The sequence below is a fragment of the Streptomyces sp. NPDC047000 genome, from assembly GCF_040644295.1.
Classification (GTDB): Bacteria; Actinomycetota; Actinomycetes; order Streptomycetales; family Streptomycetaceae; genus Streptomyces.
This window is the reverse complement of record NZ_JBEYWE010000001.1, coordinates 226820-248865: the sequence shown is the minus strand read 5'-3', so window position 1 is coordinate 248865 and position 22046 is coordinate 226820. Positions and strand designations below refer to the sequence as shown.

18 protein-coding genes are annotated in these 22046 nt (G+C 70.5%); 5 read left to right on the top strand and 13 right to left on the bottom strand.

Annotated elements, in window-relative coordinates; translation table 11 throughout:
* The first annotated feature begins 208 nt into the window (after positions 1–208).
* Positions 209–1540 carry a glycoside hydrolase family 43 protein gene (locus tag ABZ862_RS01040; RefSeq protein ID WP_360951355.1) on the top strand — a complete coding sequence of 444 codons (1332 nt, stop codon included), beginning with the start codon at positions 209–211 and terminating at the stop codon, positions 1538–1540.
* Positions 1541–1576: 36 nt separating this feature from the next.
* Here ABZ862_RS01040 and ABZ862_RS01035 read toward each other — a convergent pair whose 3' ends face one another.
* Positions 1577–3151 (bottom strand): aromatic amino acid lyase, encoded by a 1575-nt coding sequence (locus ABZ862_RS01035; RefSeq protein ID WP_360950123.1) that lies wholly within the window; start codon positions 3149–3151, stop codon positions 1577–1579.
* 9 nt (positions 3152–3160) lie between these two features.
* Positions 3161–4120, bottom strand: a complete 960-nt coding sequence (locus ABZ862_RS01030; protein WP_360950120.1) for an ABC transporter substrate-binding protein — start codon at positions 4118–4120, stop codon at positions 3161–3163.
* A 489-nt stretch (positions 4121–4609) separates the two neighbouring features.
* On the opposite strand from ABZ862_RS01030, the gene ABZ862_RS01025 reads away from it, so the two are divergent.
* The 4 genes from ABZ862_RS01025 (at position 4610) to ABZ862_RS01010 (ending at position 8950) form a co-directional block, all read left to right on the top strand.
* Positions 4610–7288, top strand: coding sequence for an ATP-binding protein (locus ABZ862_RS01025; protein WP_360950117.1), 2679 nt, complete (start codon positions 4610–4612; stop codon positions 7286–7288).
* Positions 7285–7761 (top strand): roadblock/LC7 domain-containing protein, encoded by a 477-nt coding sequence (locus ABZ862_RS01020; RefSeq protein WP_360950114.1) that lies wholly within the window; start codon positions 7285–7287, stop codon positions 7759–7761. The genes ABZ862_RS01025 and ABZ862_RS01020 overlap by 4 nt, the downstream gene beginning before the upstream one ends.
* A 186-nt stretch (positions 7762–7947) precedes the next feature.
* The gene (locus ABZ862_RS01015; protein WP_360950111.1) at positions 7948–8340 is read left to right on the top strand and encodes a DUF742 domain-containing protein; all 393 of its coding nucleotides are present in this window, start codon (positions 7948–7950) and stop codon (positions 8338–8340) included.
* Between the two features lie 10 nt (positions 8341–8350).
* Positions 8351–8950, top strand: a complete 600-nt coding sequence (locus tag ABZ862_RS01010) for an ATP/GTP-binding protein (protein ID WP_360950108.1) — start codon at positions 8351–8353, stop codon at positions 8948–8950.
* Between the two features lie 80 nt (positions 8951–9030).
* On the opposite strand, the gene ABZ862_RS01005 is transcribed toward ABZ862_RS01010, so the two are convergent.
* The 11 genes from ABZ862_RS01005 to ABZ862_RS00955 all read right to left on the bottom strand — a co-directional run bounded on the left by ABZ862_RS01005 (position 9031) and on the right by ABZ862_RS00955 (position 21813).
* Positions 9031–9699 carry an ABC transporter permease gene (locus ABZ862_RS01005; protein WP_360950105.1) on the bottom strand — a complete coding sequence of 223 codons (669 nt, stop codon included), beginning with the start codon at positions 9697–9699 and terminating at the stop codon, positions 9031–9033.
* Positions 9696–10409 carry an ABC transporter permease gene (locus ABZ862_RS01000; RefSeq protein ID WP_360950102.1) on the bottom strand — a complete coding sequence of 238 codons (714 nt, stop codon included), beginning with the start codon at positions 10407–10409 and terminating at the stop codon, positions 9696–9698. The genes ABZ862_RS01005 and ABZ862_RS01000 overlap by 4 nt, the downstream gene beginning before the upstream one ends.
* A complete protein-coding gene (locus tag ABZ862_RS00995; RefSeq protein WP_360950099.1) occupies positions 10406–11536 on the bottom strand; it encodes an ABC transporter ATP-binding protein in 1131 nt (376 codons plus the stop codon). The genes ABZ862_RS01000 and ABZ862_RS00995 overlap by 4 nt, the downstream gene beginning before the upstream one ends.
* A 138-nt stretch (positions 11537–11674) precedes the next feature.
* A complete protein-coding gene (locus tag ABZ862_RS00990) occupies positions 11675–12871 on the bottom strand; it encodes an FxsB family cyclophane-forming radical SAM/SPASM peptide maturase (RefSeq protein ID WP_360950096.1) in 1197 nt (398 codons plus the stop codon).
* A 115-nt stretch (positions 12872–12986) separates the two neighbouring features.
* Entirely contained in the window at positions 12987–13250 is a 264-nt protein-coding gene (locus ABZ862_RS00985; RefSeq protein WP_360950093.1) for a hypothetical protein, read from the bottom strand.
* A gap of 183 nt (positions 13251–13433) precedes the next feature.
* Positions 13434–16904, bottom strand: coding sequence for an FxSxx-COOH system tetratricopeptide repeat protein (gene fxsT, locus ABZ862_RS00980; protein ID WP_360950090.1), 3471 nt, complete (start codon positions 16902–16904; stop codon positions 13434–13436).
* Positions 16901–18199 (bottom strand): CHAT domain-containing protein, encoded by a 1299-nt coding sequence (locus tag ABZ862_RS00975; protein WP_360950087.1) that lies wholly within the window; start codon positions 18197–18199, stop codon positions 16901–16903. The genes fxsT and ABZ862_RS00975 overlap by 4 nt, the downstream gene beginning before the upstream one ends.
* A complete protein-coding gene (locus tag ABZ862_RS00970; RefSeq protein ID WP_360950084.1) occupies positions 18189–20126 on the bottom strand; it encodes a magnesium chelatase in 1938 nt (645 codons plus the stop codon). Before ABZ862_RS00970 ends, ABZ862_RS00975 begins: the two co-directional genes overlap by 11 nt.
* A complete protein-coding gene (locus tag ABZ862_RS00965; protein WP_360950081.1) occupies positions 20123–21055 on the bottom strand; it encodes an AAA family ATPase in 933 nt (310 codons plus the stop codon). The genes ABZ862_RS00970 and ABZ862_RS00965 overlap by 4 nt, the downstream gene beginning before the upstream one ends.
* Positions 21052–21441: a CU044_2847 family protein gene (locus ABZ862_RS00960; protein WP_360950078.1), complete on the bottom strand. Its 390-nt coding sequence runs from the start codon at positions 21439–21441 to the stop codon at positions 21052–21054. The genes ABZ862_RS00965 and ABZ862_RS00960 overlap by 4 nt, the downstream gene beginning before the upstream one ends.
* A gap of 135 nt (positions 21442–21576) precedes the next feature.
* Entirely contained in the window at positions 21577–21813 is a 237-nt protein-coding gene (locus tag ABZ862_RS00955; RefSeq protein WP_360950075.1) for a radical SAM-modified peptide, FtsH ternary system-associated, read from the bottom strand.
* Positions 21814–22046: the final 233 nt, after the last annotated feature.

Sequence of the window (22046 nt, the reverse complement as noted above, 5' to 3'; positions counted from 1 at the left end):
CGTACGCGTCAGCCTTCTACGTTCTGACCGGTTTCCCGAACCGTGTTCGATATACCGTCAGATCCCGGGCACCCGCACCCCTCGGCCCCCTTGGAGCGACATGACAGCCGCCGGCCCCCGCAGCACCCATGGCTCCCGCAGTCCCCACGACGGGCACGACCCGCACACCGCGCACGGCCCCCGGCTGTCCCGCCGGGGTCTGCTCGGCATGTCCGCCGCCCTGCCGCTCTCGCTGGCCCTGGGCGCGGGTTCCGCCCGGGCGGCCGGATCGGCGTATGTGATGGCCTACTTCACCGAGTCGCCGAACGGCACCGGTACGGACTACGGCCTCCATCTCGCCGTCAGCCCCGACTCGCTGCGCTGGACGCCGCTCAACCAGAACAACCCGGTGGTCACGCCCACCGAGGGCGCGCTGGGGCTGCGGGACCCGTTCGTGCTGCGCAGGCAGGACGGCACCTTCACGGTCCTCGCCACGGACCTCAAGGGCACCGACTGGAGCTACATCAGCCAGTACGTGCACGTCTGGAACTCCACGGACCTGCGCACCTTCACCGGCTACCACCGGCTGAAACTGCACGACATGGCCACCCACGCCTGGGCACCGGAGGCCTTCTGGGACGCGGGGCGCGGACAGTACGCGCTCATCTACTCGGCCGTGAACTCCAGCGGCCACAACGTCATCATGGTCAACTACACCTCCGACTTCGTCACCGCGTCCGCCCCGCAGGTCTTCTTCGACCCGGGCTACGACGTGATCGACGGCGACATGGCCGTCGGCGTGAACGGCGTCAACTACCTCTACTTCAAGAAGGGCGGCACGCTGGTCGGCGCCCGCTCCACCACCCTGGACCCCGGCAGCTTCACCGAGTTCAGCACCGCCGTGGCACACGGCGGCACCGAGGCGCCGATCCTCGTCAAGTCGCAGACGACCGGCACCTGGTACCTCTGGGGTGACACCTACACCCCCAACGGCGTCTTCTACGCCTGGCAGTCGAGCAGTCTCGCGGCCGGCACCTGGACCGCGCTGGACCAGAGGCTCTACACCCAGCCGGTCAACTCCAAGCACGCCGGCATCCAGCCGATCAGCACCACGGAGTACGACAACCTGCTGGCCAGATGGGGCGCACCGGTCTGGAACCGGCTGAAGTCCTACAACTATCCGGCCCGTTACCTCCGGCATGCGAACTTCGTCGGCCGGATCGACGAGTACCCGTTCGACCCGTACACCGACTCGCAGTGGAAGCTGGTCCCCGGACTGGCCGACAGCGCCGGGGTGTCCTTCCAGTCGGTCAACTACCCGACCCGCTATCTGCGGCACTACGACTACCAGCTCCAGCTGGACGTCAACGACGGTACGTCGGCCTACTCCCAGGACGCCACGTTCTACCGTACGGCCGGTCTCGCGGACTCCACGTGGTCGTCCTTCCGGTCGTACAACTACCCGACCCGCTACATCCGCCACTCCGACTACGTGCTGCGCATCGACCCGGTCGCCACGGCCACCGAGCTCCAGGACGCGACCTTCTCCGTCGGCTACTGAGCCACGTCACCGAGGCGGCCGACCGGCCGGCCCGGTCTACAACCGGGCGAGTTGCGGCAGCAGTTCCACCGCCGCCGCCACGTCACCGGTCAGCGGGCGGTCCTCGGTGCCGGACGGCAGCGCGGCCGCGGCCAGCGTGTACGCCGCCACCGGCGGCGGCACCGGCCGGAGCCGCAGCGCACGGACGGCGGTGACGAGTTCGCAGGCCAGGACGGTGGCGTAGGCACCAAAGGCGCGCAGCGCCTGACGGGCGGCCTGGCCCGCGAAGCTCGCCGCCTCCTCCAGTCCGTGGGAGAGCACGGCGTGCCCGGCCGAGGCGGGCGCGGCGCAGGAGCGCAGTTCCGCGAGCGCCGAGTTGGCCGTGTACTCGAGGATCATCGTGCCGGAGCTGCTCGCGGGACCGGTCGCCAGGAAGGCGGGCAGCCCCGTCAGGTCCGCCCGGGTGAGGGCGGCCAGCCGGGCGGCGGACAGCTGGGCGGTCTGCAGCAGGGCCAGGTCGAGGCCGTCCAGCGCGAGGGCCAGGGGTGCGGCGTAGAAGCCGCCGTGGTGGTGGACGGTGGTGCCGTCGGGGTCGACGACCGGGTTCTCCGAGGGACAGTTGATCTCCACCTCGACCACCTGCCGCAGCCGTTCGGCCGCCTCCAGCGCGACGCCGTGCGCCTGGGGGAACGCCCGGAAGCCGAACGGGTCCTGTATGCGGCGGCCGGCGTTGAGCGGCCGGTCGGCCATGCCGAGCAGCCGGCGCACCTCGGCGGCGGCGCGGGCCGGCCCGGGGTAGGGGCGCAGGGCGTGCACGGGGGCGGCGTAGGCCTCCGGGGAGCCGGAGACCGCGGCGAGCGAGAGGGCGGCGACGGCGTGCGTGGCGCGCAGCAGCAGGTCGATGTCGTGCACGGCGAGGGCGGCCTGACCGAGTGCCAGGGCGTTGCTGCTGAGCAGCGCGAGGGCGTCGCCGGGCTGCGGGGTGACGGGGGCGGGCAGGGTGAGGGAGAGCGCCGGATCCGCCGGCGCGGGGCCCGCCGCCGGGCCGGGCGGGGCCGGGTCCGGCACGGGTACGGCCGGTCCGGGCGCCGGGTCGGCGAGCCAGGGGCGCTCCCCGATCAGCGTCAGGCCGGTCTGGGCGAGTGCCGTCAGGTCGCCGGTGCCGACGCCGCCGTACTCGTTGACCGCGGGGTGCACGCCGAGGCGCAGGGCCTCGGTGAGGGCGGTGACGAAGGCGGGCTGGATGCCGGAGCCGCCGGCGAGCAGCTGGTTGGCGCGGACGGCGAGCATCGCGCGGATCTGCCGGGCCGGGAGCAGCGCTCCGGCACCGGCCGCGTGGCTGCGCAGCACCCGCAGACCGTGCGCGGCCTCGTCGTGCGCCTCGACCGGCACCGAGCGGTGGGCGCCTACGCCGGTGCCGCGGCCGTACCAGCGGCCCTCGGCGGCCAGCCGCCGGCCGGCGGCCCAGGCGCGGCGGGTCCGGTCGAGGGCCTCGGGTGCCACGGCGGGCACCGCCGCGCGGTCGGCGAGCCGGACCAGTCCGGGTATGCCGAGCGCGCGGCCGTCGAGCACGACGCGGATGTCCCCGGCGTCCGGGGACACCCGCGTCGGGTCGTCTGCGGTGGTGTCCAACTGCGGCCGTCAGTCGAGTCCGGCGGACTTCAGCCAGGCCTTGGCGACGTCCAGCGGGTCCTTGTTCTCCGACTGCACCTGGGTGTCCAGGTCGAGCAGCGTCGTGGTGTCGAGCTTCGCGGACACCGCGTTGAGCGCGTCGACGCCCTTCTGGGGCAGGGCCGACTTGTAGACGAGCGGCTGGACGTTCTCGAAACCGAAGAGGTTCTCCGGGTCCTGCAGGACGACGAACTTCTCCTTGGTGATGGTCGGGTCCGTGGTGAACACGTCCGCGGCCTGCACGGTGTCCTTCTTCAGCGCGGCCAGGGTCAGCGGGCCGCCGGCGTCGAGCGCCTTGAAGGACTTGAACTCCACGCCGTAGACCGACTTCAGGCCCACCAGGCCCTGCTGGCGGGTCTGGAACTCCGGCGAGCCGCCGATGACCAGGTCCTTCGCCACGGACTTCAGGTCGGCGATGCTGGACTTGCCGGTGAGGTCGTACTTCGCGGCGGTGGCCGCGTTGAGGGTGACCGAGTCCTTGTCCTGGGCGGGCGCCGGGTCGAGCAGCGTCAGCTTGGACTCCAGCTTGGCGTTGATCGCGGCGGTGGTCGCCTCGACGGTCTTCGGTGTCGCCTTGGGGTCGAGGTAGGCCAGCAGGGCGCCGTTGTACTCGGGCAGCACCGAGATGGAGCCGTTCTTCAGCAGGCCGTAGGTGGTCTCACGGGTGCCGATGTTGGGCTTGTAGGTGACCTTGACGCCCTTGGCCTTCAGGGCCTCGCCGTAGATGTCGGCGAGCAGGATGCTCTCGGCGAAGTTGTTGGAGCCGACGACGACGGTGTCACCGCTCGCCTTGCTGTCGTTCAGGGGGTCGGACTTGCTGTCGTCGGAGGAGGAGCATCCCGCCAGCAGGGCCGACGTCACGGCGAGTGCGAGGACCGCCGCGCCGGGGTGCTTGATGGTGGACCTGCGGGTGTGGGCGTTTGCAGTCACGATTCCAGTTTCCGAGCTCGGGAGACGGGGGCGTCGGGCGGCGCCGCGCGGATCCCGCGTCCGGACTTCGGCATCCGGACAGGACGTCCGGACTCCGGTGTGCGGACGGCGGCGGGAAATCAGCGGCGTTCGGGCAGGGACGGGTCGGGAAGCGGTGGGTCGTCATCCGCTGACATCGATCCAATCCAGCTCGTTCTCTGTGAGTCAAGTGCTCCGGATCACTGATTGGCTTCAATATGCGGGCACTTGTGAACGAACTGCGCATGAAGTCGGGCAGAACAAGTGCGCCTTGTAATGGATTCTTGACGTAGGGCGAGTGATTGTCAGTTCAAGAAGGCGATAGTCTCAGCCGAGTTGACGCCCGTCCCGCGGTGCACGGGGCCCGCTCCGGTGCCGTCACACATCAGTCTTCGGGGTGGTGACACCCCTGTTCTCCGGGGGGACACCCCCTCATGTCCGGGTGGAGACACCCCCCACGAAGGAGGCCCGGTGTCCACGAAAGCGGTGGACGCGCCCGTCCGTGGCTTCGCCAACCGCTGGCCCTTCCGGCGCAAGCTGAACCTGCTGGTCGGCGTGCCGCTCGCGGTGGTGGCGATCCTGCTCGCGTACCTCATCACCGACCAGGTGGGGCAGTCGAGCAGTGCCAGGACGGCCGCCCAGCTCGTCCGGGACAGTGCCCAGGTCGCCGTTCTGGCGGACCGGGTGGAGAGCGAGCACCAGGAAGCCGTCCTGCTGTCGGTGCGCCATGAGGCCGCCGGCTCGGGCGGCAAGCCCTCGCTCGCCTCCTACCGCAAGGCGCAGGCCCGGGTCGACGCGCAGATCGAGAAGGTGCGCAGAACCTTCGGCGACCGGCTGCCCGACACCGAGGCGCAGGCGCTGAAGGAGGTCAGCGGCCTGTCCAGCCTGCGCGGGACGGTCGAGCAGAGCTATCTGCCCGCGTCCAACATCGACCCGGCGTACACCAACGCCGCCAAGGTCCTCATCGACGGTCTCGGCCTGGACCGCAACGAGTCGCTCTCCTCCACCTTCACCGGCAACATGCTCGACTCGCTGCTGCGCGCCAACGCCGCCCACGCGTCCTTCGAGACCAGCGTGTTCTCCGCGACGACCGGCGACACCAACGCGCTCATCGAGTTCACCAGCGCGGTCGGCTCCTACGACCTGTACTCCTACCAGGCCGACCGGTTCAGCCGGTTCGCCTCCGAGGCACAGGCCGACGAGCTGTCCGGGATCGAGCACAGCACCGCCCAGCGGGACATCGCCGAGGCGTACGCCGAGCTCCAGGTGGACCCGACGGGACTCCAGAAGAACAACCCCGCCGAGATCCGCGCCGCCTTCCGCGACGCGATGGACGACTACCCGTCCTACCCGCAGCAGGCCGGGTCCCGTCTGAGGATCACCACGTCACTGGTCGGGCAGATCGCCGACCGGGCCGACCGGTCCTCGAGCGACGCCCAGTGGCGCGCCGGTCTGCTGCTCGGCTTCGCCCTGATCGCGTTCGCGCTGTGGATCGGCTTCGCGATCGCCGTGCGCCGCTCGGTGGTGCGGCCGGTGCAGGCCCTCACCGGGGCGGCGCAGCAGGTCGCGGAGGTCGCCGGGCGCGAACTGGCCCGGGTGGCCGACGACGACGCGGAGGACGACGGCCCGCCCCGGCTGCGCGAGATGCCGGTCACCGCGCAGGACGAGATCGGTGAGCTGGCCGAGGCGTTCAACCATGTGCAGACCACGGCCGCCGCACTGCTCGAACGTCAGGTCGTCAGCCGCCGCAACGTGGCGGAGATGTTCGGCAACGTGGGCCGCCGCGTCAGCAACCTGACGACCCGTCAGCTCGCGCTGATCGACGCGGTGGAGCGCGGCGAGACCGACCCGGCCCTGCTGGAACGGCTCTACTCCATCGACCACATCGCGGTCCGCCTGCGCCGCAACGCGGACAGCCTGATGCTGCTGGCCGGCATCCGCGAGACGGTGCTCGACGCGGGTCCCACCCCGCTCAGCAACGTGGTGCGCGCCGCGCTCGGCCAGATCGAGGGCTATCAGCGGGTACGGCTGCACGCGGGCACCGAGGCCGTGATGGAGCCGGACGTCATCGGCGACCTGACCCTGATGGTGGCCGAACTCCTCGAGAACGCCGTGTCGTTCTCCCCGGCGGGCAGCCCCGTCGAGGTGACCGTGCGCTCCGGTGAGGACGGCACGTTCATCGTCATCGCCGACCACGGCCTGGGCATGAGCCCGGAACGGATCGCCGAGGAGAACGCGCGCCTGGTGCGCCGCGAACGCCTCGACGTCGTACCGACCAAGGTGCTCGGCCTGTTCGTGGTCGGTACCCTCGCACGCCGCTGGAACATCGCCGTCACGCTCTCCCGCACCCCGGGCGGCGGTGTGACCGCCGAGGTGTCCCTGCCGTCGTCGCTGCTGCTGACCATGAGCTCGCTGGCCACGGACGGCATGAAGGTCCGGAACGGCAAGGACGGCGCGTACGGCACGGACGGCACCGGCCGGTACGGCGGTCCGCCGTCCCTGCCCGCCGCCCCCTCCGCCGAGCGCGCCCTGCCCGCCGCGCCGCCCGTGCCCTCAGCACCGCCCGCCCTGCCCCCCGCTCCCGCCCCGGCGGCCGTCGTACCGTCGCCGCGCGCACCGGAGCCCGCTCCCTCGGGGCCCGTCCCGTCGACCGCGCTGCACACGCAAAGCGGCTTCCCGGACCCGGCGGCGGACCCCGACCACCCCGACCTCCTCCCCCGCCGGGTACCGCGGCGCGAGGCGGCCGGGACCGACGACGACAAGCCCCCGCTCATCCCGCGGGCCCGGAGCGGGGTGACGGTGACCGAACACAGCCGTACCGAGGACACCACCCACCCGCACGGGTCCACCGGGACCGGACCGGCGCGGCCGGGCGGCGAGGGCGCCGGCTCCGGAGGGTCCGGCACGCTGCGGCGCCGGGTCCGGGGCGCCACGCTCCGGACCACCGTCGACGCCGCGGCCCAGGCCGCCCGGCAGGCCGCGCGGCCCGCCGACGCGGACGCCGTGCGCGACGCCCTCGACGAGTTCGAGGAGGCCGTGGCCCGCGCCAACCGCGACAGCGCCCTGGCCGCCCCGCGGCCCCCGCACGCACAGCACGACCAGAACGACCGGCATGACCAGAACGACCTCCCGGAAGGAGCCGAGCAGTGAGTACGTCGACAGGAGGCACTGCGGCGGGAGGCAGCACGCCGACCGACCTGCGGGCCGCGGCAGCGGACTTCACCTGGCTGCTGAACCGCTTCGCCACCGAGACCGCCGGCGTCGTGGACGCCATCGCCGTGTCCTCGGACGGTCTGCTCATCGCGGTGTCCCAACTGCGTGAGCACGCCGACTCCGAGCGGCTCGCCGCGATCGTCTCCGGCATCACCAGCCTGGCCGCGGGCGCCTCGGGCAACTACGGCCTGGGCGGCCTCAACAAGGTCATCATCGACCTGGAGGGCGGCCATGTGCTGGTCTCCGCGATCGGCAGCGGCGCCGTGCTCGGCGTCGTCGCCGACAAGGAGGCCAAGCTCGGCAACATCGCCTACGAGATGACGCTGTTCGCCAACCGCGCGGGCGCCGCGCTCAGCCCCCAGCTGGTGCTGGAGCTGAAGAACAGCGTCGGCATGACGTCGGCACGCTAGTGCCGCGGCGGACCGGCGGGAGGAGACGCGACGCGCGTGTCCGGCGCCGGTCCGCGTGAGCCGGTGGCTGTTCCCCCGGCTCACGGAGCCCGGGGAGTCCGGGCCGGACCACGCGGTCCGGGCCGGGCCGCCGGCCGGGCATCCGGTTCCCCCCACGGCAGCACGTCGAGAGAGGAAGACACATCCATGGCGGACGGCACGACGCCTCCGGGCCCCGACCCGGTGGGACCCGCCCCCGCCGTACGGCCGTTCCTGGTCACCGCGGGCCGGGTGGCGCCGACCGCGGTCGGCAGACCGGTGCCCGTCGAGACCCAGGTGGTCGCCACCGCCGAAGGTCTCGCCGAGCTCGACGGGCTGTCCTTCGAGCAGCACGACATCGTCGCCGCCTGCCGGATCCCGCAGTCCATCGCGGAGGTGGCGGCCAAACTGCGGCTGCATCTCAACGTGGTGCGGGTGCTCGCCGAGGACCTGCGCAGCGCGGGGCACCTGACGGTGCATGTGCCCGACACCGGCATCGTCCACGACGCATCCGTCCTGCGAAGGGTTATCGATGGCCTCCGCGCCATCCCGACTCCATAGGGGTAATCGAGTGACACCGACCGAACCGCTGCTCGGCGGGGGGGCCGCGCAGACCGCCGTACGACCGCCGCTGCCGGTGAAGCTGGTGATCGCGGGCGGATTCGGCGTGGGCAAGACCACCGCCGTGGGCGCCATCTCCGAGATCGAGCCGCTGACCACCGAGGCCGCCATCACCGAGGTCGCGGCGGGGGTGGACGACCTCACCCACACCCCGACCAAGACCACCACCACGGTGGCGATGGACTTCGGCTGCCTGACCATCGACCCGACCCTGAAGCTGTATCTGTTCGGCACGCCCGGCCAGGAGCGCTTCGGGTTCATGTGGGACGACATCGTGGAGGGCGCGGTCGGCGGACTCGTCATCGTCGACACCCGGCGCCTGGACGACTGCTACGCGGCCGTCGACTACTTCGAGCACCGGGGCCTGCCCTTCGCCGTGGCGGTCAACGCCTTCGACGGCAAGGTGCAGCACAGCCTGGACGAGATCCGCTGGGCGCTCGACGTCAGCGAGGGCGTCCCGCTCGTCGTGTTCGACGCCCGTGAACGCGGCTCGGTGCGGGACGCGCTGCTCGTGGTCCTGGAGCTGGCGCTGGCCCGCACCGGGGGCTGACAACCGCCACCGCCGGTACGGGTGAGGGGGGCGGGTTCCTTCGGGAACCCGCCCCCCTCACCGCTGCCGTACGGCCGCTCTCAGGCGCTTCTGCGCACGCCCGGCGACACGGTGGCCCGGGCGAGCGCCCAGAACACCCCGAGGGTGACCAGGGCCAGCACGGCGACCAGGGTGGCGCCGCCCACGACCTTCTCGTAGTCGCGCTGGTAGAGGCCGTCGACGATGTACCGGCCGAGGCCGCCGAGGCTGACGTACGCCGCGATGGTGGCCGTCGAGACGATCTGGATGGCCGCCGAGCGCAGGCCGCTGAGGATCAGCGGGAGCGCGACGGGCAGTTCGACCCGGAACAGGACCTCCGCCTCGCGCATGCCCATGCCCCGCGCGGCGTCCACCGGGGACGGGTCCACGGAGCGCATCGCCTCGTACGTGGTGACGAGGATGGGCGGGACGGCGAGGACGACCAGCGGGATCATCACCGGCAGCAGGCCGAGCCCGAGCACGATGAACATCAGGACCAGCAGACCGAAGCTGGGCAGCGCCCGGGCGGCGGTGGCGATCAGGGCGAGGACGTTGCCGCCGCGCCCGGTGTGACCGGTGATCAGTCCGACGGGCAGTCCGATGACGGCGGCGACACCCAGCGCGATCAGGGAGTACTGGACGTGCTCCCAGGTGCGCACGGGGATGCCGTCGTAGCCGTGCCAGCGGGAGCCGTCGTCGAAGAACGCGTTGACGAAGTGCAGGATGTTCACCGGGCCGCGTCCTCCAGGACGAGAGCGGGTGCCGGCTCCTGGGCGGTGCCCGCGCGGGCCCGGCGGGAGCCGCTGGGCATCCACGGGGTGAGCACGATGCGCAGCACCACCAGCAGGGCGTCGGCGAGGATGGCGAGGACGGCGGTGCCGAGGACGGAGAGCCAGACCAGCCGGGTCTGGTGGTAGATCATGCCGTCGTGCAGCAGGTTGCCCAGGGCGCCCTGGTTGCCGATCAGCATGCCGACGCTGACGAGCGAGATGCTCGACACGGTGGCCACCCTGAGGCCCGCGATGATGGCGGGCGCGGCGATGGGCAACTGCACCTGGAGATAACGGCGTACGGGACCGAAGCCCATCGCGGTGGCCGCGTCCAGGGTCTCCTGGGGGACCGAGCGGACGCCGTCCACGATCGCCGGGACGAAGATCACCAGGCTGTAGACGGCCAGCGGGATCATCACCGTGGTCTCGCTCTGGCCGGTGTAGTCGATGAGGATGACGAAGAAGGCCAGCGAGGGGATCGCGTACAGCACGGTCGTGATGCCGAGCACCGGTACGTACAGCCAGCGCAGCCGTACGCACAGCTGCGCGATCGGCAGCGCCACGACCAGACCGGCCAGCACGGGCAGCAGCGCCTCGCGCAGATGCACGCCGACCAGACCCCAGTAGCTGTTCTGCAGATCGCTCGGGATGTGGAAGAGGCCGCCGCTCATCCGGCCACCTTCTCGGCGGTGTGGCCCTCGGCGTGGGCGGTGCGGATGGCCTCGGCGACGGCCTGCTGCGACACGACCCCGGTGACCCGGCCGGCGCCGTCCACACCGACGGCCCAGCCGGTGGGCGACAGCACGGTGCCGTCGAGGGCGGCGCGCAGCGACTCACGGCCGTGCACGAACGGCCGTCCGTACGGCAGCAGTCGCGCCGGGTCGACCGGACCCGCCGTCAGTTCGTCCGCGGGGCTCCAGCCGAGCGGCTTGCCCGCCAGGTCGGTGACCAGGAGGTACGGCGCCCCGAAGGCGCGGCGGGCGGCGATCTGCTGCTCGGTGGCGTCCACGGCGACCACGGGCTGCGTCTGCAACTCCAGGGCGGCGGACGGGAAGAACGACAGGCGGCGGATGCCGCGGTCGGTGCCGAGGAAGTCCTCGACGAAGTCGTCGGCCGGGTCGGACAGCAGTTCCGCGGGCGGCGCGTACTGGGCGAGGTGCCCGCCGGTGCGCATCACGGCGACCATCGTGCCGATCTTGATGGCCTCGTCGATGTCATGGGTGACGAAGACGATGGTCTTGCCCAGCTCGGCCTGGATACGGAGCAGTTCGTCCTGCAGGCCCTTGCGCACGATGGGGTCGACGGCGGAGAACGGCTCGTCCATCAGCAGCACCGGCGGATCCGCGGCGAGCGCCCGCGCCACGCCGACGCGCTGCTGCTGGCCGCCGGAGAGCTGGTAGGGGTACCGCCTGGCGAGCGAGGCGTCGAGGCCGACCCGTTCCATCAGCTCCCGCGCCCTGCCCCGCGCCCTGTCCTTGCTCCAGCCCAGCAGCCGGGGCACGGTGGCGATGTTGTCGAGGATCGTGCGGTGCTGGAAGAGACCGGCGTTCTGGATGACGTAACCCATCGACCGGCGCAGCGTGTTGACGGGCTGCCGGGTGATGTCGACGCCGTCGAGCGTGATGGTGCCCTCGGTGGGCTCCACCATCCGGTTGATCATCCGCAGGGTCGTCGTCTTGCCGCATCCGGACGGGCCGACGAGGACGGTGATCGAACGGTCCGGGATCTCCAGGGAGAGCCGGTCGACCGCCGTGGTGCCGTCCGGATACCGCTTGGTGACTGAATCTATCCGTATCAAAACGCCGAATACCCTTCGGGTCTGGCAGGTGCGGGCCGTTGGGCCGGACCGACGAATGTGGGCCGTCGATCCGGAGAGTCTAAACAGGTCATGTTGCGGGGCTGCTTCGGCGGGTGGCCATGACACCGGTCACCGGGGTCAGTCTTCGGGCATCACCCGGAGCAGCCGCTCGGCCGCGTGCCGGACCAGCCGTTCCAGATCCGCACAGTACACGGACGGATGGCGGAATCCGGTCCCGCGCTGGAATCGATGGGCGTAGTTACCACCGCCGCACACCCGCACCACGGGACAGGCACGGCACTCTTCGGCCAGTCCCGCGGCACCGGTCTGGCGAACGACGAAGGCGGGAAGGTCCAGTGCCTCGTCGAAACTGTTGCGGAAGACATCGAGACCGGTGGAGGCGGCCTGGTCGTAGGCCAGCCTGACGGCGTCGATCTGCTGGAGCGTGCCGTCCGTCTCCACCACCACGGCGCACATCGGCGACAACCCCACCGACTCGGTGGTGCTGGGTGCTCCGAGGAGCAGCGCCAGAATTTCGGTGAACAGCCTTACCTTTGGCTGCGGTTCGTCCGGCGAGGTCTCAGAGCGGTCCCACCACAGGTCGAAGGCCTCTGCCAGCCAGTCCCCGTACGGAGTGGTGACGGCCCGCCCGCCCCGAGCAGCCGATGGCGGGCGGGGGGTGAGACCCGGTGGTGGGCTCGACCAGTTGGCATGCGGCAGCAGAAGGTCGAGCTGCGGGGGGTGCAGGGCACTCAGCGAGGTGTACACCTCCGCCGGGTCACTGGTGATGTCGATCGTGCACAGGATCCCGCTGTACAGTCCGGGCCGATCGGCCAGCATCCGGGCGGCCCGTGCCGCCATGGGCCAGGCGGGTCGGCCGGAGTGGTCCACGCGGCGGCGGTTGAGCGCGTCGGTCCCGCCGTCGAGGCTGAGCCCGACCCGGACGTCCGCCTCTGCGAGTTCGTCGAGGACCCGCTCGGTGACCAGGGTTCCGTTGGTCTGCACGGTCGTACAGAGACCGATGTGGCCCGGGAGGGCCGAGCGCACGGCAGCCGCGTAGGCAAGCGTCGCCGCAGCGCCGGAAAGCAGGGGCTCACCGCCATGGAGGTCGATCCGCACCTCGGCGAGGTCATGGGCCGCAGCGTGCTCGGCGATCCGCCGGGCGGTCCGCGTCATCACCTCCGGGGGGACCTGGGCCGGACGATTGCGCCACCCGGCGTCCGCGCTGTGGTAGATGATGCAGTACTGGCAGTCCAGATTGCACCGGCCATGCGCTTTGAGGACGAACTGCCTGAAAGGGTGGAGCCGGTACTCTGCGTCTCGCGCAGCGGCCAAGCCCGGTGCGGAGTAGGGCCATGGTGCGAACACCTCGTGCGGGCAGGGGCCTGAATCGCCGTTCGGCACGCTGTGCACGGCCTCGCCTCCTCCGGGTCGTGCCTTTGTACTCACCCTAGATGTCCACGCCCGGTGAGTCCTCGTGATAAGCCACGCAACCGCCGTCGTCGCGGAGTGACCGGGCCAGGAGTGTGGTGAGCACCGAGGCCAGTGCGGGATGAACGGTCCGGGCACGGAGCGCGGCCAGGTCGGTTCCCGTCCAGTCAGGCAGCGGGCCGCCCTCGTCGCGATCGCATCCTGCCTGGGCTGCGTCCCTTGTGTGCCCCGCCCGCCGGGTGGTTTCGCGCCGCACGCCCTGCTCCTCGGCCACGTCCGTCACGTTGTGCTCCTCTGTTCTCCGCCGCCCAGCGCGGTCGCACGGTCCGCCCAGTCTCCCGCCCGTGGGCGTACCAGGGCGACACGCCCCGCCCGGGTTCTCGCGATGCCACGGCGGCTTCACCGGTTCAGCGAGCCGGGACCTGCTCTGCCGTCCTGATCCGCCCGGCAGCCACCCGGGCCCGGGTCACGTGGGCAGCGGTTCGAAGTCCCAGAACGGCCTTCGCCGTTGGCGTGTCTCCATGGTCTGCGGATGGTGTGGTCCAAGGGCCTCCTCGAGTTGCAGAAGTGTCGAACGTTCGAGTTTCCCGGCCTCGTCAACGTGCCGCAGACCGCGCAGATCATCGGCGTGGGCCGCTGCGCAGGAGAGCGTGAGCGGGTGCATCGCGCCCATGACCCGGCTCGCTGAGCGCAGGGTCTCACCACTGAGGTCTGCCGCTGCCTCCCGGCGCCCGGCCGTGCTGCGCGCGCCGCTGGCGTTGAGACCGGCGCCCAGGGTCCACGGATGCACGGGGCCGACGGCCTCACGCATCGCCGCCAGCGTCTCCTCGGCGATCTGCGCGGCCCGGCCGCGCTCGCCCATGGCGTCCAGCACGAGGCCCACGTTGCCTGCCGTACCCAGGGCATAGGGATGCGCCGGGCCCACCAGGGCAAGGTAACCGTCGGCGACGGTGACCGCGAGCCTCCGCGCGTCCTCCAGTCTGCCCAGCCTCAGTTCGAGCATGGCGAGACCGGCTTGCACCAGAAGTGCGTCGGGGTGGCGCGGGCCCTGCCGTTGCACGAAACGGTCGACGACATCCTTCATCACGGCCTCGGCGGTGGCCCGTTCACCGATACGCCACTTACAGAGGGCGAAATTGTGTTCGGCAAGCAGGGCCTGGGGGGTGTACCGGTCCATGACCCGCCGGTGGTCACGGTGGTTGGCATCCTGTCGGCTCACGGCCTCGGCATACCGGCCGAGCAGCCGCAGCATCCAGGCGCACAGCATTCCGGTCCGCAGCGTCAGGTGGTGGCGCGGGTGCAGCAGGCGTTCTCTGAACAGCAAGATGTCGAGGTGCATCTCCAGTGACTCCTCGAACCGTCCGAGCAGACCTGTGACCACTGCCAGGTTGCTGCGGTCCTGAAGGGTGCGCGTCGCCTCCGAGCCGTGCGTGGCGGTATACGCCCGGACGCAGTCGTGGAACATCTGATGCGCCTCTTCATAACGTCCCAGGGAAACCAGGGTGCCCGCGAGCCCGTTGCGGGCCCGTAGCAGATCGGGATCGAGCGCACGCCGCGACTCCGTGAGGCGTTCGAGGACAGCCCTTCCGACGGCTTCCGCCTCGAGGTAGCGCCCGCCGCGCCGCAGCATGTTCGCGTGGTCGTGTATCAGGACCAGCATGTCCGGGTCCTCGGGGTCCAGCCGGGTGTGCCAGCGGTCAAATGCCTGTTCGCACAGTTTCAGGGCGGCCCGGGTCTCGCCCCGGATCCGCATGTACTCAATACAGTTCAGCACCAGTTGGCGGACCTCCGGCACAGTGCTGTCGAGCGCGCCGGCGGCCTCCAGATGGGGTATGAGCTCCGCGTACCGGTTCCACTCGGCCGTGTCGTTGGGGCGCCGAGGATCGGCCGCGGCCAGCAGCGTGCACGCGGTCCGTGACAGTTCCTCACGTCGCTCCTGGGAGAGACTGCTCAGGAGGAAGCCGTGGTACAAGCGGTGCATGGAGGCGTTGTCCACGGCCGTCCCGGCCGACTGCGAGTACTCCAGTCGTACTGCAGTGGATTCCGACAGACGGCGCAGCGCTGTCCGCCAGCGGACCGGGTCGGCAGCCACCGCGGCCAGGACGGGCGGCAGGTGTGCGGGACGTGCCGTCTGCATCAGCCGGACCGGGATGGCGTCCGGGGAGAAGAAGGCGAAGAGGTCGAGGAGTTCGCTCGCGTCGCGATGCCGGTCCCTGAGGGTGTCCAGTGTGATCGACCAACTCGCACGGAATCCCAGTGGATAGTCGGTCGAGATGCGGATGCCGATCCGGCCGGCCTCACCGCGCCGGATCATCGCGATGTAGTCCTGGACCGGTATGTCGTTGGCTGCCAGCCAGGCCGCCGTCTGCGCCAGCAGCAGCGGCAGGTCCTGGACGGCCTCGGCGAGGCGGTCGGCGTCGTCGGGGGTGAGGCGAGGGGCGCGGTCGCGCACGTAGGCCACGCTCTCGGCACGCCGGAACGGTGGCACCCTGAGCTCCACGACGTCATGGGCTTCCCAGGCCCCGGTGAGTGTGGTGAGCAGAACGTGTCCGTCGCCCTCTGGAAGCAGGTTCTGGATCTGCTCCACGTCGTCCGCGCCGTCCAGTACCACCAGCCAGCGCCGGTACGGCTGCCCGGCCCGCAAGGCGTCATGGACCGCTCTGATCCGCGCACGGAGCTCCTGGCCGACCGGGAGCTCCAGGCTCGGGGCGAGCTGGGCGAAGCGTTCACGGGCAGTGGCCCGGAAACCGGCCGAGACCCACCACACGACGTCGTAATCGGTGCCGAACCGATGTGCGTACTCGATCGCGATCTGACTCTTACCGACCCCGGACATGCCTCTCAGCGCGACCCGGGCCACACCCCGGTCAGGACGCTCGAACCGGTCGTGGATCTCGTCGAGGAGCTCGTCACGCCCGGTGAAGCGCGTGTTGCGGACCGGCACGTTCCAGACGTGCGGCACGTCTTCGGGGAATCGGGGCCCGGCTTCCGCGTCCTGACCGGCTTCCGCGGACGGCCCACCGGGCAGCGGCAGACCGAGACAGCGCAGCACACGTCTGCGGGCTTCCTCGGGGTCAAGTTCTCGCAGGTCGACCGACACCAGGTTCGCAGTGAACGCGGGTAGTGCCCGGAGGGTCAGGCTGACAGCCGCGAGCCTTTGCGCGAGGGCCGCCGGCACCGCACGCATGGCCTCGCTCCATGCGACCTCGCTGTGATCCCCCAGACGGAGGTAGCCGTCGTCGAAGATGAAAAGGATCCTGCCGGGCAGTCGGAACAGGTCGGCCAGGGCATCGGCCAGCGGGGTGCCGGAGCCCGGATCCCACCGTCGCAGGCTCGTTCGGCAGCCCGCCTGTTCGATCTGGTGACTGATCCAGGCGGCCCAAGGCCGCTGGGCACCCGCATAACTGATGGTGACCTGGTCAGAGGTCGATGACGCCACTTCTCCCGGAGGGGAGCCGCTCCCGCCGCGGAGGACGAAGAGGTCCCGCAAAGGGACACGCTCGAAATCCTGTCCGACGACCGGTCCTCCCCAGGGCACGGAGACAACAGCAGCCGGCTCCCCCGGTTCGTCAGGCTCGTCGACGATCTCACCGGCCAGTTCGACCGTACGGACGGGAACCCCCCAGCGGTTGCTGATCGTCAGCCAGATCGCGGCGGGCCCGACCGTGCCGTGAGCGGTGACGACGAACCGGGCCGGGCCGTAGGTCCCGCCGAAACGGTGGAGGACGACACTGGGATCGTTCAGTACCTCGCAGACGAAGCGGGGGGCGCCGTCAAGGGCAACGCCGAACTCCAACTCCTCTTCCGTGTAAGGCCAGTCGTCAGCCGCCACCGGTCCGTCCAGATCGACGGTCACGAGGTAACTCCGGCCGGCGACCGCCCTGCGCGGCCAGGCCACCAGGGGCGCCACTGGCAAGGAGGCCGGATCACTGCTCACGATCTCGCCTCCTGAGCACGAAGACTCAGCCGGAGCGTGGTCAGAGGATGCCCGAAGTACAGGAACATGAAGCTGTAGAGCAGCGGCAGCAGCCGCTGCTGGCCCACTTTGTCGAACGTGCCCTCGTCGGTGTACAGAGACGGCAGCGGATCGGGCAGTGCGGCCACGGCACGGGCCCGGAACTCGCGAAGCGCCTGTGCGACCGGAAGCTCGGGATCAGCACAGAGCCGCTCGACGAGATCACGGACCAGGGTGTGCGCGACGTCGTCCCCCACCTTGCCCGATGTGGCGATGCAGCCGCCGGCCCCCTTGCGCAGGAACAGTTCGGCGAACCCGCGCAGAGCTCTCTCCCCCCGTGGACTGTTGTCGACCATGCGGGCCGAATGACAGGCGTTGATACACACGAGGGTGCGCCGGCCGTCGAGAGCGGCCATGGATTGCGCGTTGAGCTCTCCCCACGTGAGGGTGTCGAGTCGGAGGTCGTACAGTTTCGAGCCGTAGGTGGCGTGACAGCCCATGTAGACCAGACCGGCACCGAGGTCGGGACGGGCAAGGTCACCGAGAAACGTACTGCTGGCTTTGTGCACCCGGTGGATGAAGCCCTCGAACACCTCGATGTCACCTCTCATGTCCTTGGCGTAGTAGCCGAGGACATGCCCGGAACAGCTGGCGGGTTCTGCCACGGGGACGGGTCCCGGCCTGCGGATGGTGGTCCAGCGCACCACGGTGACCAAAGCGCCCAGAATTCCGGACGCCAAGCCGTACCTGTGGTCCGGGGGCAGGTGAAGTAGTTCCCACGGTATGTCGTAATCGGTGTCGTCCCAGACCACCAGTTGGAGCTTCGTGCCGTATCTGGCGCGCAGATCGTTGATCCAGCCGAGGAGGTCCTCCTGGTTGCCCGACCACTCTGCGACCGCTCGCAGCAGCTCGCTGGGGGCGAACCCGCCCTTCCGTATGTTGCTCAGCGCAATGTCGTCCGGCCGCAGTCGGGCATACGCCGAGTCGAGAGCCAGCTCCTGATCCCCGCTACGGCCCTTCAGCCAGAACGGCTCCTTTCCGTGTTCGTCCATGCCCCGATGTACCGCGAGGCGGGCGATGCCGTCGGGCAGGCGTGAGTCGGGATCGACAGGCGCCGATGCCAGGGAGGCCGCTTCGGCGGAGAGGGTCACCTGTTGCGGTACCGGCGTGGTGCGCGGTGCCGGCAGCGGCTCGGGGACCAGCGCTCTGGCCGGCGAGCGGAAACCCAGAGGTGTCACCGCCCCCAGACCCAGCGGTCCGCGGGATTCAGCCGCCATGCCGTACCTCTGTCGCGGTCCGCCCGGCCACCGTCACCCCGCCCAGCGCGTCAGCGAGCAGAAAAGGCAGGTCGGGGTACGGCTGACGTGCCGCGTCGACCACGACCGAGTGCAGTCGTATCCGTCCCATGGCCCCGATCCGGGAAGCCGCTGCGAGAGCGTCGTCAACACCGGTACGTCGTACCGGCCCTGTGAGCCGGCCGCCGATACTCGCGTCGAGAGGGACGTTCCCCCGCCCGTCGGACACCACCACGAGCCACGCCTCCACCAGGTCGGACTGTTGCTGGAACGCGCGCCGCAACAGCTGATCGGTCACCGCCAGCCCATGTGCAAGAGGGGTGCTGCGGCCCGCCGGCCGGTGCAGTGCGGCACCGACCCTGGGGTCGAGGAGACTGTGGGCGACGAAGTGTTCGGCACGCAGCTCGTGAGCGGCGTCCAGGCCGCCGACCTCGACCACGCAGACCGAGGCGCGCCCGGTGTAGGCCCACTGCAGATAGGGAGCCAGGGCCGGCTGCCAGTCCCACCCGCTGCGGCAGGTGTGGTCGAGAAGGAGGACGAGCATACGCTCGGCGACCGGAAACCGAATGTAGCTGCGCAGGTCACCGGGAAGGATGACCAGCCTGCCGTCACCAGGTTCACGCAGGGCGCGGCGGACCGACAGGTGCTGGTACTTCGCTGCTTCCACGGCGGTGGCCACAAGGGCCAAGTCCCGCAGTACGGTGGCAGGGCGCACACCGGTGACCGGTCCTCGGGCGGAGCTGGGTACCGGGCGCTGCTGCCACGGGATCCGCAGCGCGTGGAAGTCGCGAAGGAGCTGGGCGTCATCCTCCGGATAGGCGGAGGCATGCGCTTGGTCCTGGTGGGCCTGGAAGGCATCCAGAGCTTCCGGGGAGTCGGCGTGCACAGCCGGAGCGGATCCCGGTGGAACCTCGTCGGCTCCGGATGGATCCGGTACCGGCCCGTCCGGCGACGGTCGGCCGCCACTGCCCTGCCCGGGAGCGGCTGGCGGAACGAGATCGGCGGGAACGTCGTCCCGTCCGTTCCCGGCCGGAGCCGTGGAAACTCCGATGAGCCGTGCCGCCTCGTCGATCTGGTCGGGCCCGCACAGTTCCGCACCGTCCAGGACGGCCTGGGCACGGGCGATCCGGGCCAGCGTGATCGCCCGGCGTGAACTCGTTCCGGTTCCGGCCAGCGCCACCGCCCGGGCCGCAGCCTCCTCGCCCACCGCGCACGACGGCCGACTACGTGCGGCAAGTACGGTGCGCCACGACCGCGGCAGCTCCCCCGAGCACCGTCCGGGCTCCGGATCGGCCCAGAGAGCCGGGCATGGGCCGACACCTGTGCCGCTCGGGGCACGCCCTGCGAACTGTGCGTCCGGGCCTCCGAGGCCGAGGCCGGAGACATTGAGCCGGATCGGAAAGCGGTCCAGCAGATGCGGGGACAGCCTGCCCACCTCCGCCTCACTGCAGGCCGCCAGCCAGCGAGCGCGGGGCCGCCACTGCGCCCGGTAGCCCCTTCGCTCCACCACGGCGACGTCTGCACCCAGCAACTGCACCGCGGCACGCATCGCGGCAGGACCGAGCCATGCCAGATCAGGTACCACCACGAGCGTGGTCACATCCTCCGCGACGTCCACCAGAGGCCCGGGAACCAAGGAGAAACCGAGCCCCTTCTCCTGTGGCCGGAGCACCGGCCGCAACCACAGCTCGTCGTCACCGGTGGCCGAGCCGAGCACGGTGCGCTGCACCGGGCGTCCCTCGCTCAGCCGGAGGATGTCGGAGAACGCGTCCGCAACCGGGTTCACCAACTCCGGTTCGAGATCGAACAGCAGTACCCCGTCAAGGCCGGGCCCCAGTGCGGAACAAGCCAGGACGCGCAGCAGGGGGTGGAGCCGGTCATCGGACGGGGAAACATCCGGCGTGATCATCCCAGCAGCCCGTCGAGCAGCTGAGACTCCTCCTCGGTCCACTCCACCGGACCGCTGTGTGCCGCCTCAGGCCGCCTGTGCTGGAGCGACAGCGGCGCCACCCGGCGCACATGGCCCGGCGTCACCGCCTCCGCTCCCTCGAAGGCCGCCAGAGCCCGGGCCGCCCAGGCGGTGACCAGCTCTCCCCGGTGTCCCACCGCGCGCAGCCGCGTGGCGGCGTCAGCGCACAGCCACGCGACGTCCTCCTCCAGCCGCACATCCTTGACCGTCTCCTTGGCTCGATCGAGCCGGTCCCGCAGGGCCTGATCGGCCTCGAGCCCCTCGGCGAGCCACGGCGACGCCGTACCGGCCTCGGTGTCGAAACGCAGCACCGTCAGCACCATCGCCCGCCGCTGCTCCTGATCCAGCTCGGGCACCGCGACCATCAGGCCGAACCGGTCGAGCAACTGGGGTCGTAACCCGCCCTCTTCGGGATTCATCGTCCCGACCAGCCCGAAGCTCACACTGCGCACGGTGTCGATGGCCTCGCGCTGGACCGACAGCACTCCGGTGGAGACGACATCGAGAATGATGTTGACGATGTGGTCGTCCAGCAGATTGACCTCGTCGATGTAAAGCATCCCTTTGCTGCCGGCCTCGTCCAGCAACCCTGGCTGTGGCCTGGCCTCGCCCCTCATCAGGGCATCGAGTTCCCAACCGCCGAGCACCCGGTCGTCCGTTGCGTTGATCGGCAGCGTCACCGGAAGCCGGCCACTGGTCATCAGGGAGAACGCCCGTACCACGGTGGACTTGGCGGTGCCGCGCTGTCCGCTGATGAGCACACCGCCGATCCGCGGGGCGATGTAATTGAGTTCCAGGGCCAGTTTCAGTTCCGGCTGCCCGACCACCAGGCTGTACGGCAAGATGTGGATTCCGGTGCCGTCGCTCACGACGTGCTGCCCGGTGCCGTGGCTTCCGGTGTACCGGGTGTCCAGCGGAATGTCACCTGGAGCTGTGCCTCCGCCCCCGACTTTGCCAGTACGGCGCCGAGTTCCGCGTCAAACTTGATGGACAGCTGCAGTTCCACCTCGTCGGGCTTGAGCCCTTCCCCGAGATCGCCGAGCCGGATGGCTGCCCGGGTCGCGCAGCGTCTGGCCAGTTCGAGACCGTCCTCGTAGACATGGCGGGTGGCGTCCAGAACGCGTGCCGCGGGATTGCCCCGGGTGCCGATGCCGTCGAAGACACCGTCGAGGCCGTCTTCCGCCGACCCCGTGTCGACCTCTACGTAGATCGGCCCGTCCATGCCGTCCTCGGCCGAACCCATCACAATCACCATGCACGTCCCCCGTCGGAATGCCGGTTCTCCGCCGCTTCTTCATTGTGACGTGCCATCAACCACTGTGTTCCGCATGTGCATTGATTGGCCCAATTAGCACAGATGGAGCTGAAAGCCGGAACGGACCGGTCGGGATCAGCCGCAGAGCGTCTGCTCCGTGCCGTCGGGGCTCAGGGGGTCCACGAGTCTCTCCAGGAGCTGCGGCTGGAAGGCGTCACCCGGCACCTGAACACCGTAGCCATCGGCACCGATGCGCACCGACCGCCCCTGCGGATACTGCTCGAACTGCGCCGAGCGGTCGTCGACGCGGGCGTCGGAGCGGGTGTCGGAGCGGTCGTTGGGCAGTTCGTCGGGGATGTGCTGCTCGATCATGGGATCACCAGCGTCCTTCCACGCGGGCCCCGCGCAGTGGGGCACCGTCCGTCGGGTTCGAGTGTGCTGCCGTCGAGCGCCCGGACACCCCGGCCGCCCGCCCGGCCCGTGCCCGCCCGTGGTGCGGCGTCGGTGCGGTGGCTGCGGTGTCCGCTTCAGGGCCATGTACCTTGCCCCGTCCGGTTTCTGAGTCGTCGCCAGACTAACGCCGCGCCCTGCCGCCTCACCGGTGA

What these genes read in the sequence shown, in the direction of transcription:
- ABZ862_RS01040 (WP_360951355.1), top strand. Translation starts at nt 209, where the DNA reads ATGTCCGCCGCCCTGCCGCTCTCGCTGGCCCTGGGCGCGGGTTCCGCC.
- ABZ862_RS01015 (WP_360950111.1), top strand. Translation starts at nt 7,948, where the DNA reads ATGGCGGACGGCACGACGCCTCCGGGCCCCGACCCGGTGGGACCCGCC.
- ABZ862_RS01000 (WP_360950102.1), bottom strand. Translation starts at nt 10,409, where the DNA reads ATGAGCGGCGGCCTCTTCCACATCCCGAGCGATCTGCAGAACAGCTAC.
- ABZ862_RS00975 (WP_360950087.1), bottom strand. Translation starts at nt 18,199, where the DNA reads ATGGCGGCTGAATCCCGCGGACCGCTGGGTCTGGGGGCGGTGACACCT.
- ABZ862_RS00970 (WP_360950084.1), bottom strand. Translation starts at nt 20,126, where the DNA reads ATGATCACGCCGGATGTTTCCCCGTCCGATGACCGGCTCCACCCCCTG.
- ABZ862_RS00960 (WP_360950078.1), bottom strand. Translation starts at nt 21,441, where the DNA reads ATGGTGATTGTGATGGGTTCGGCCGAGGACGGCATGGACGGGCCGATC.
- ABZ862_RS00955 (WP_360950075.1), bottom strand. Translation starts at nt 21,813, where the DNA reads ATGATCGAGCAGCACATCCCCGACGAACTGCCCAACGACCGCTCCGAC.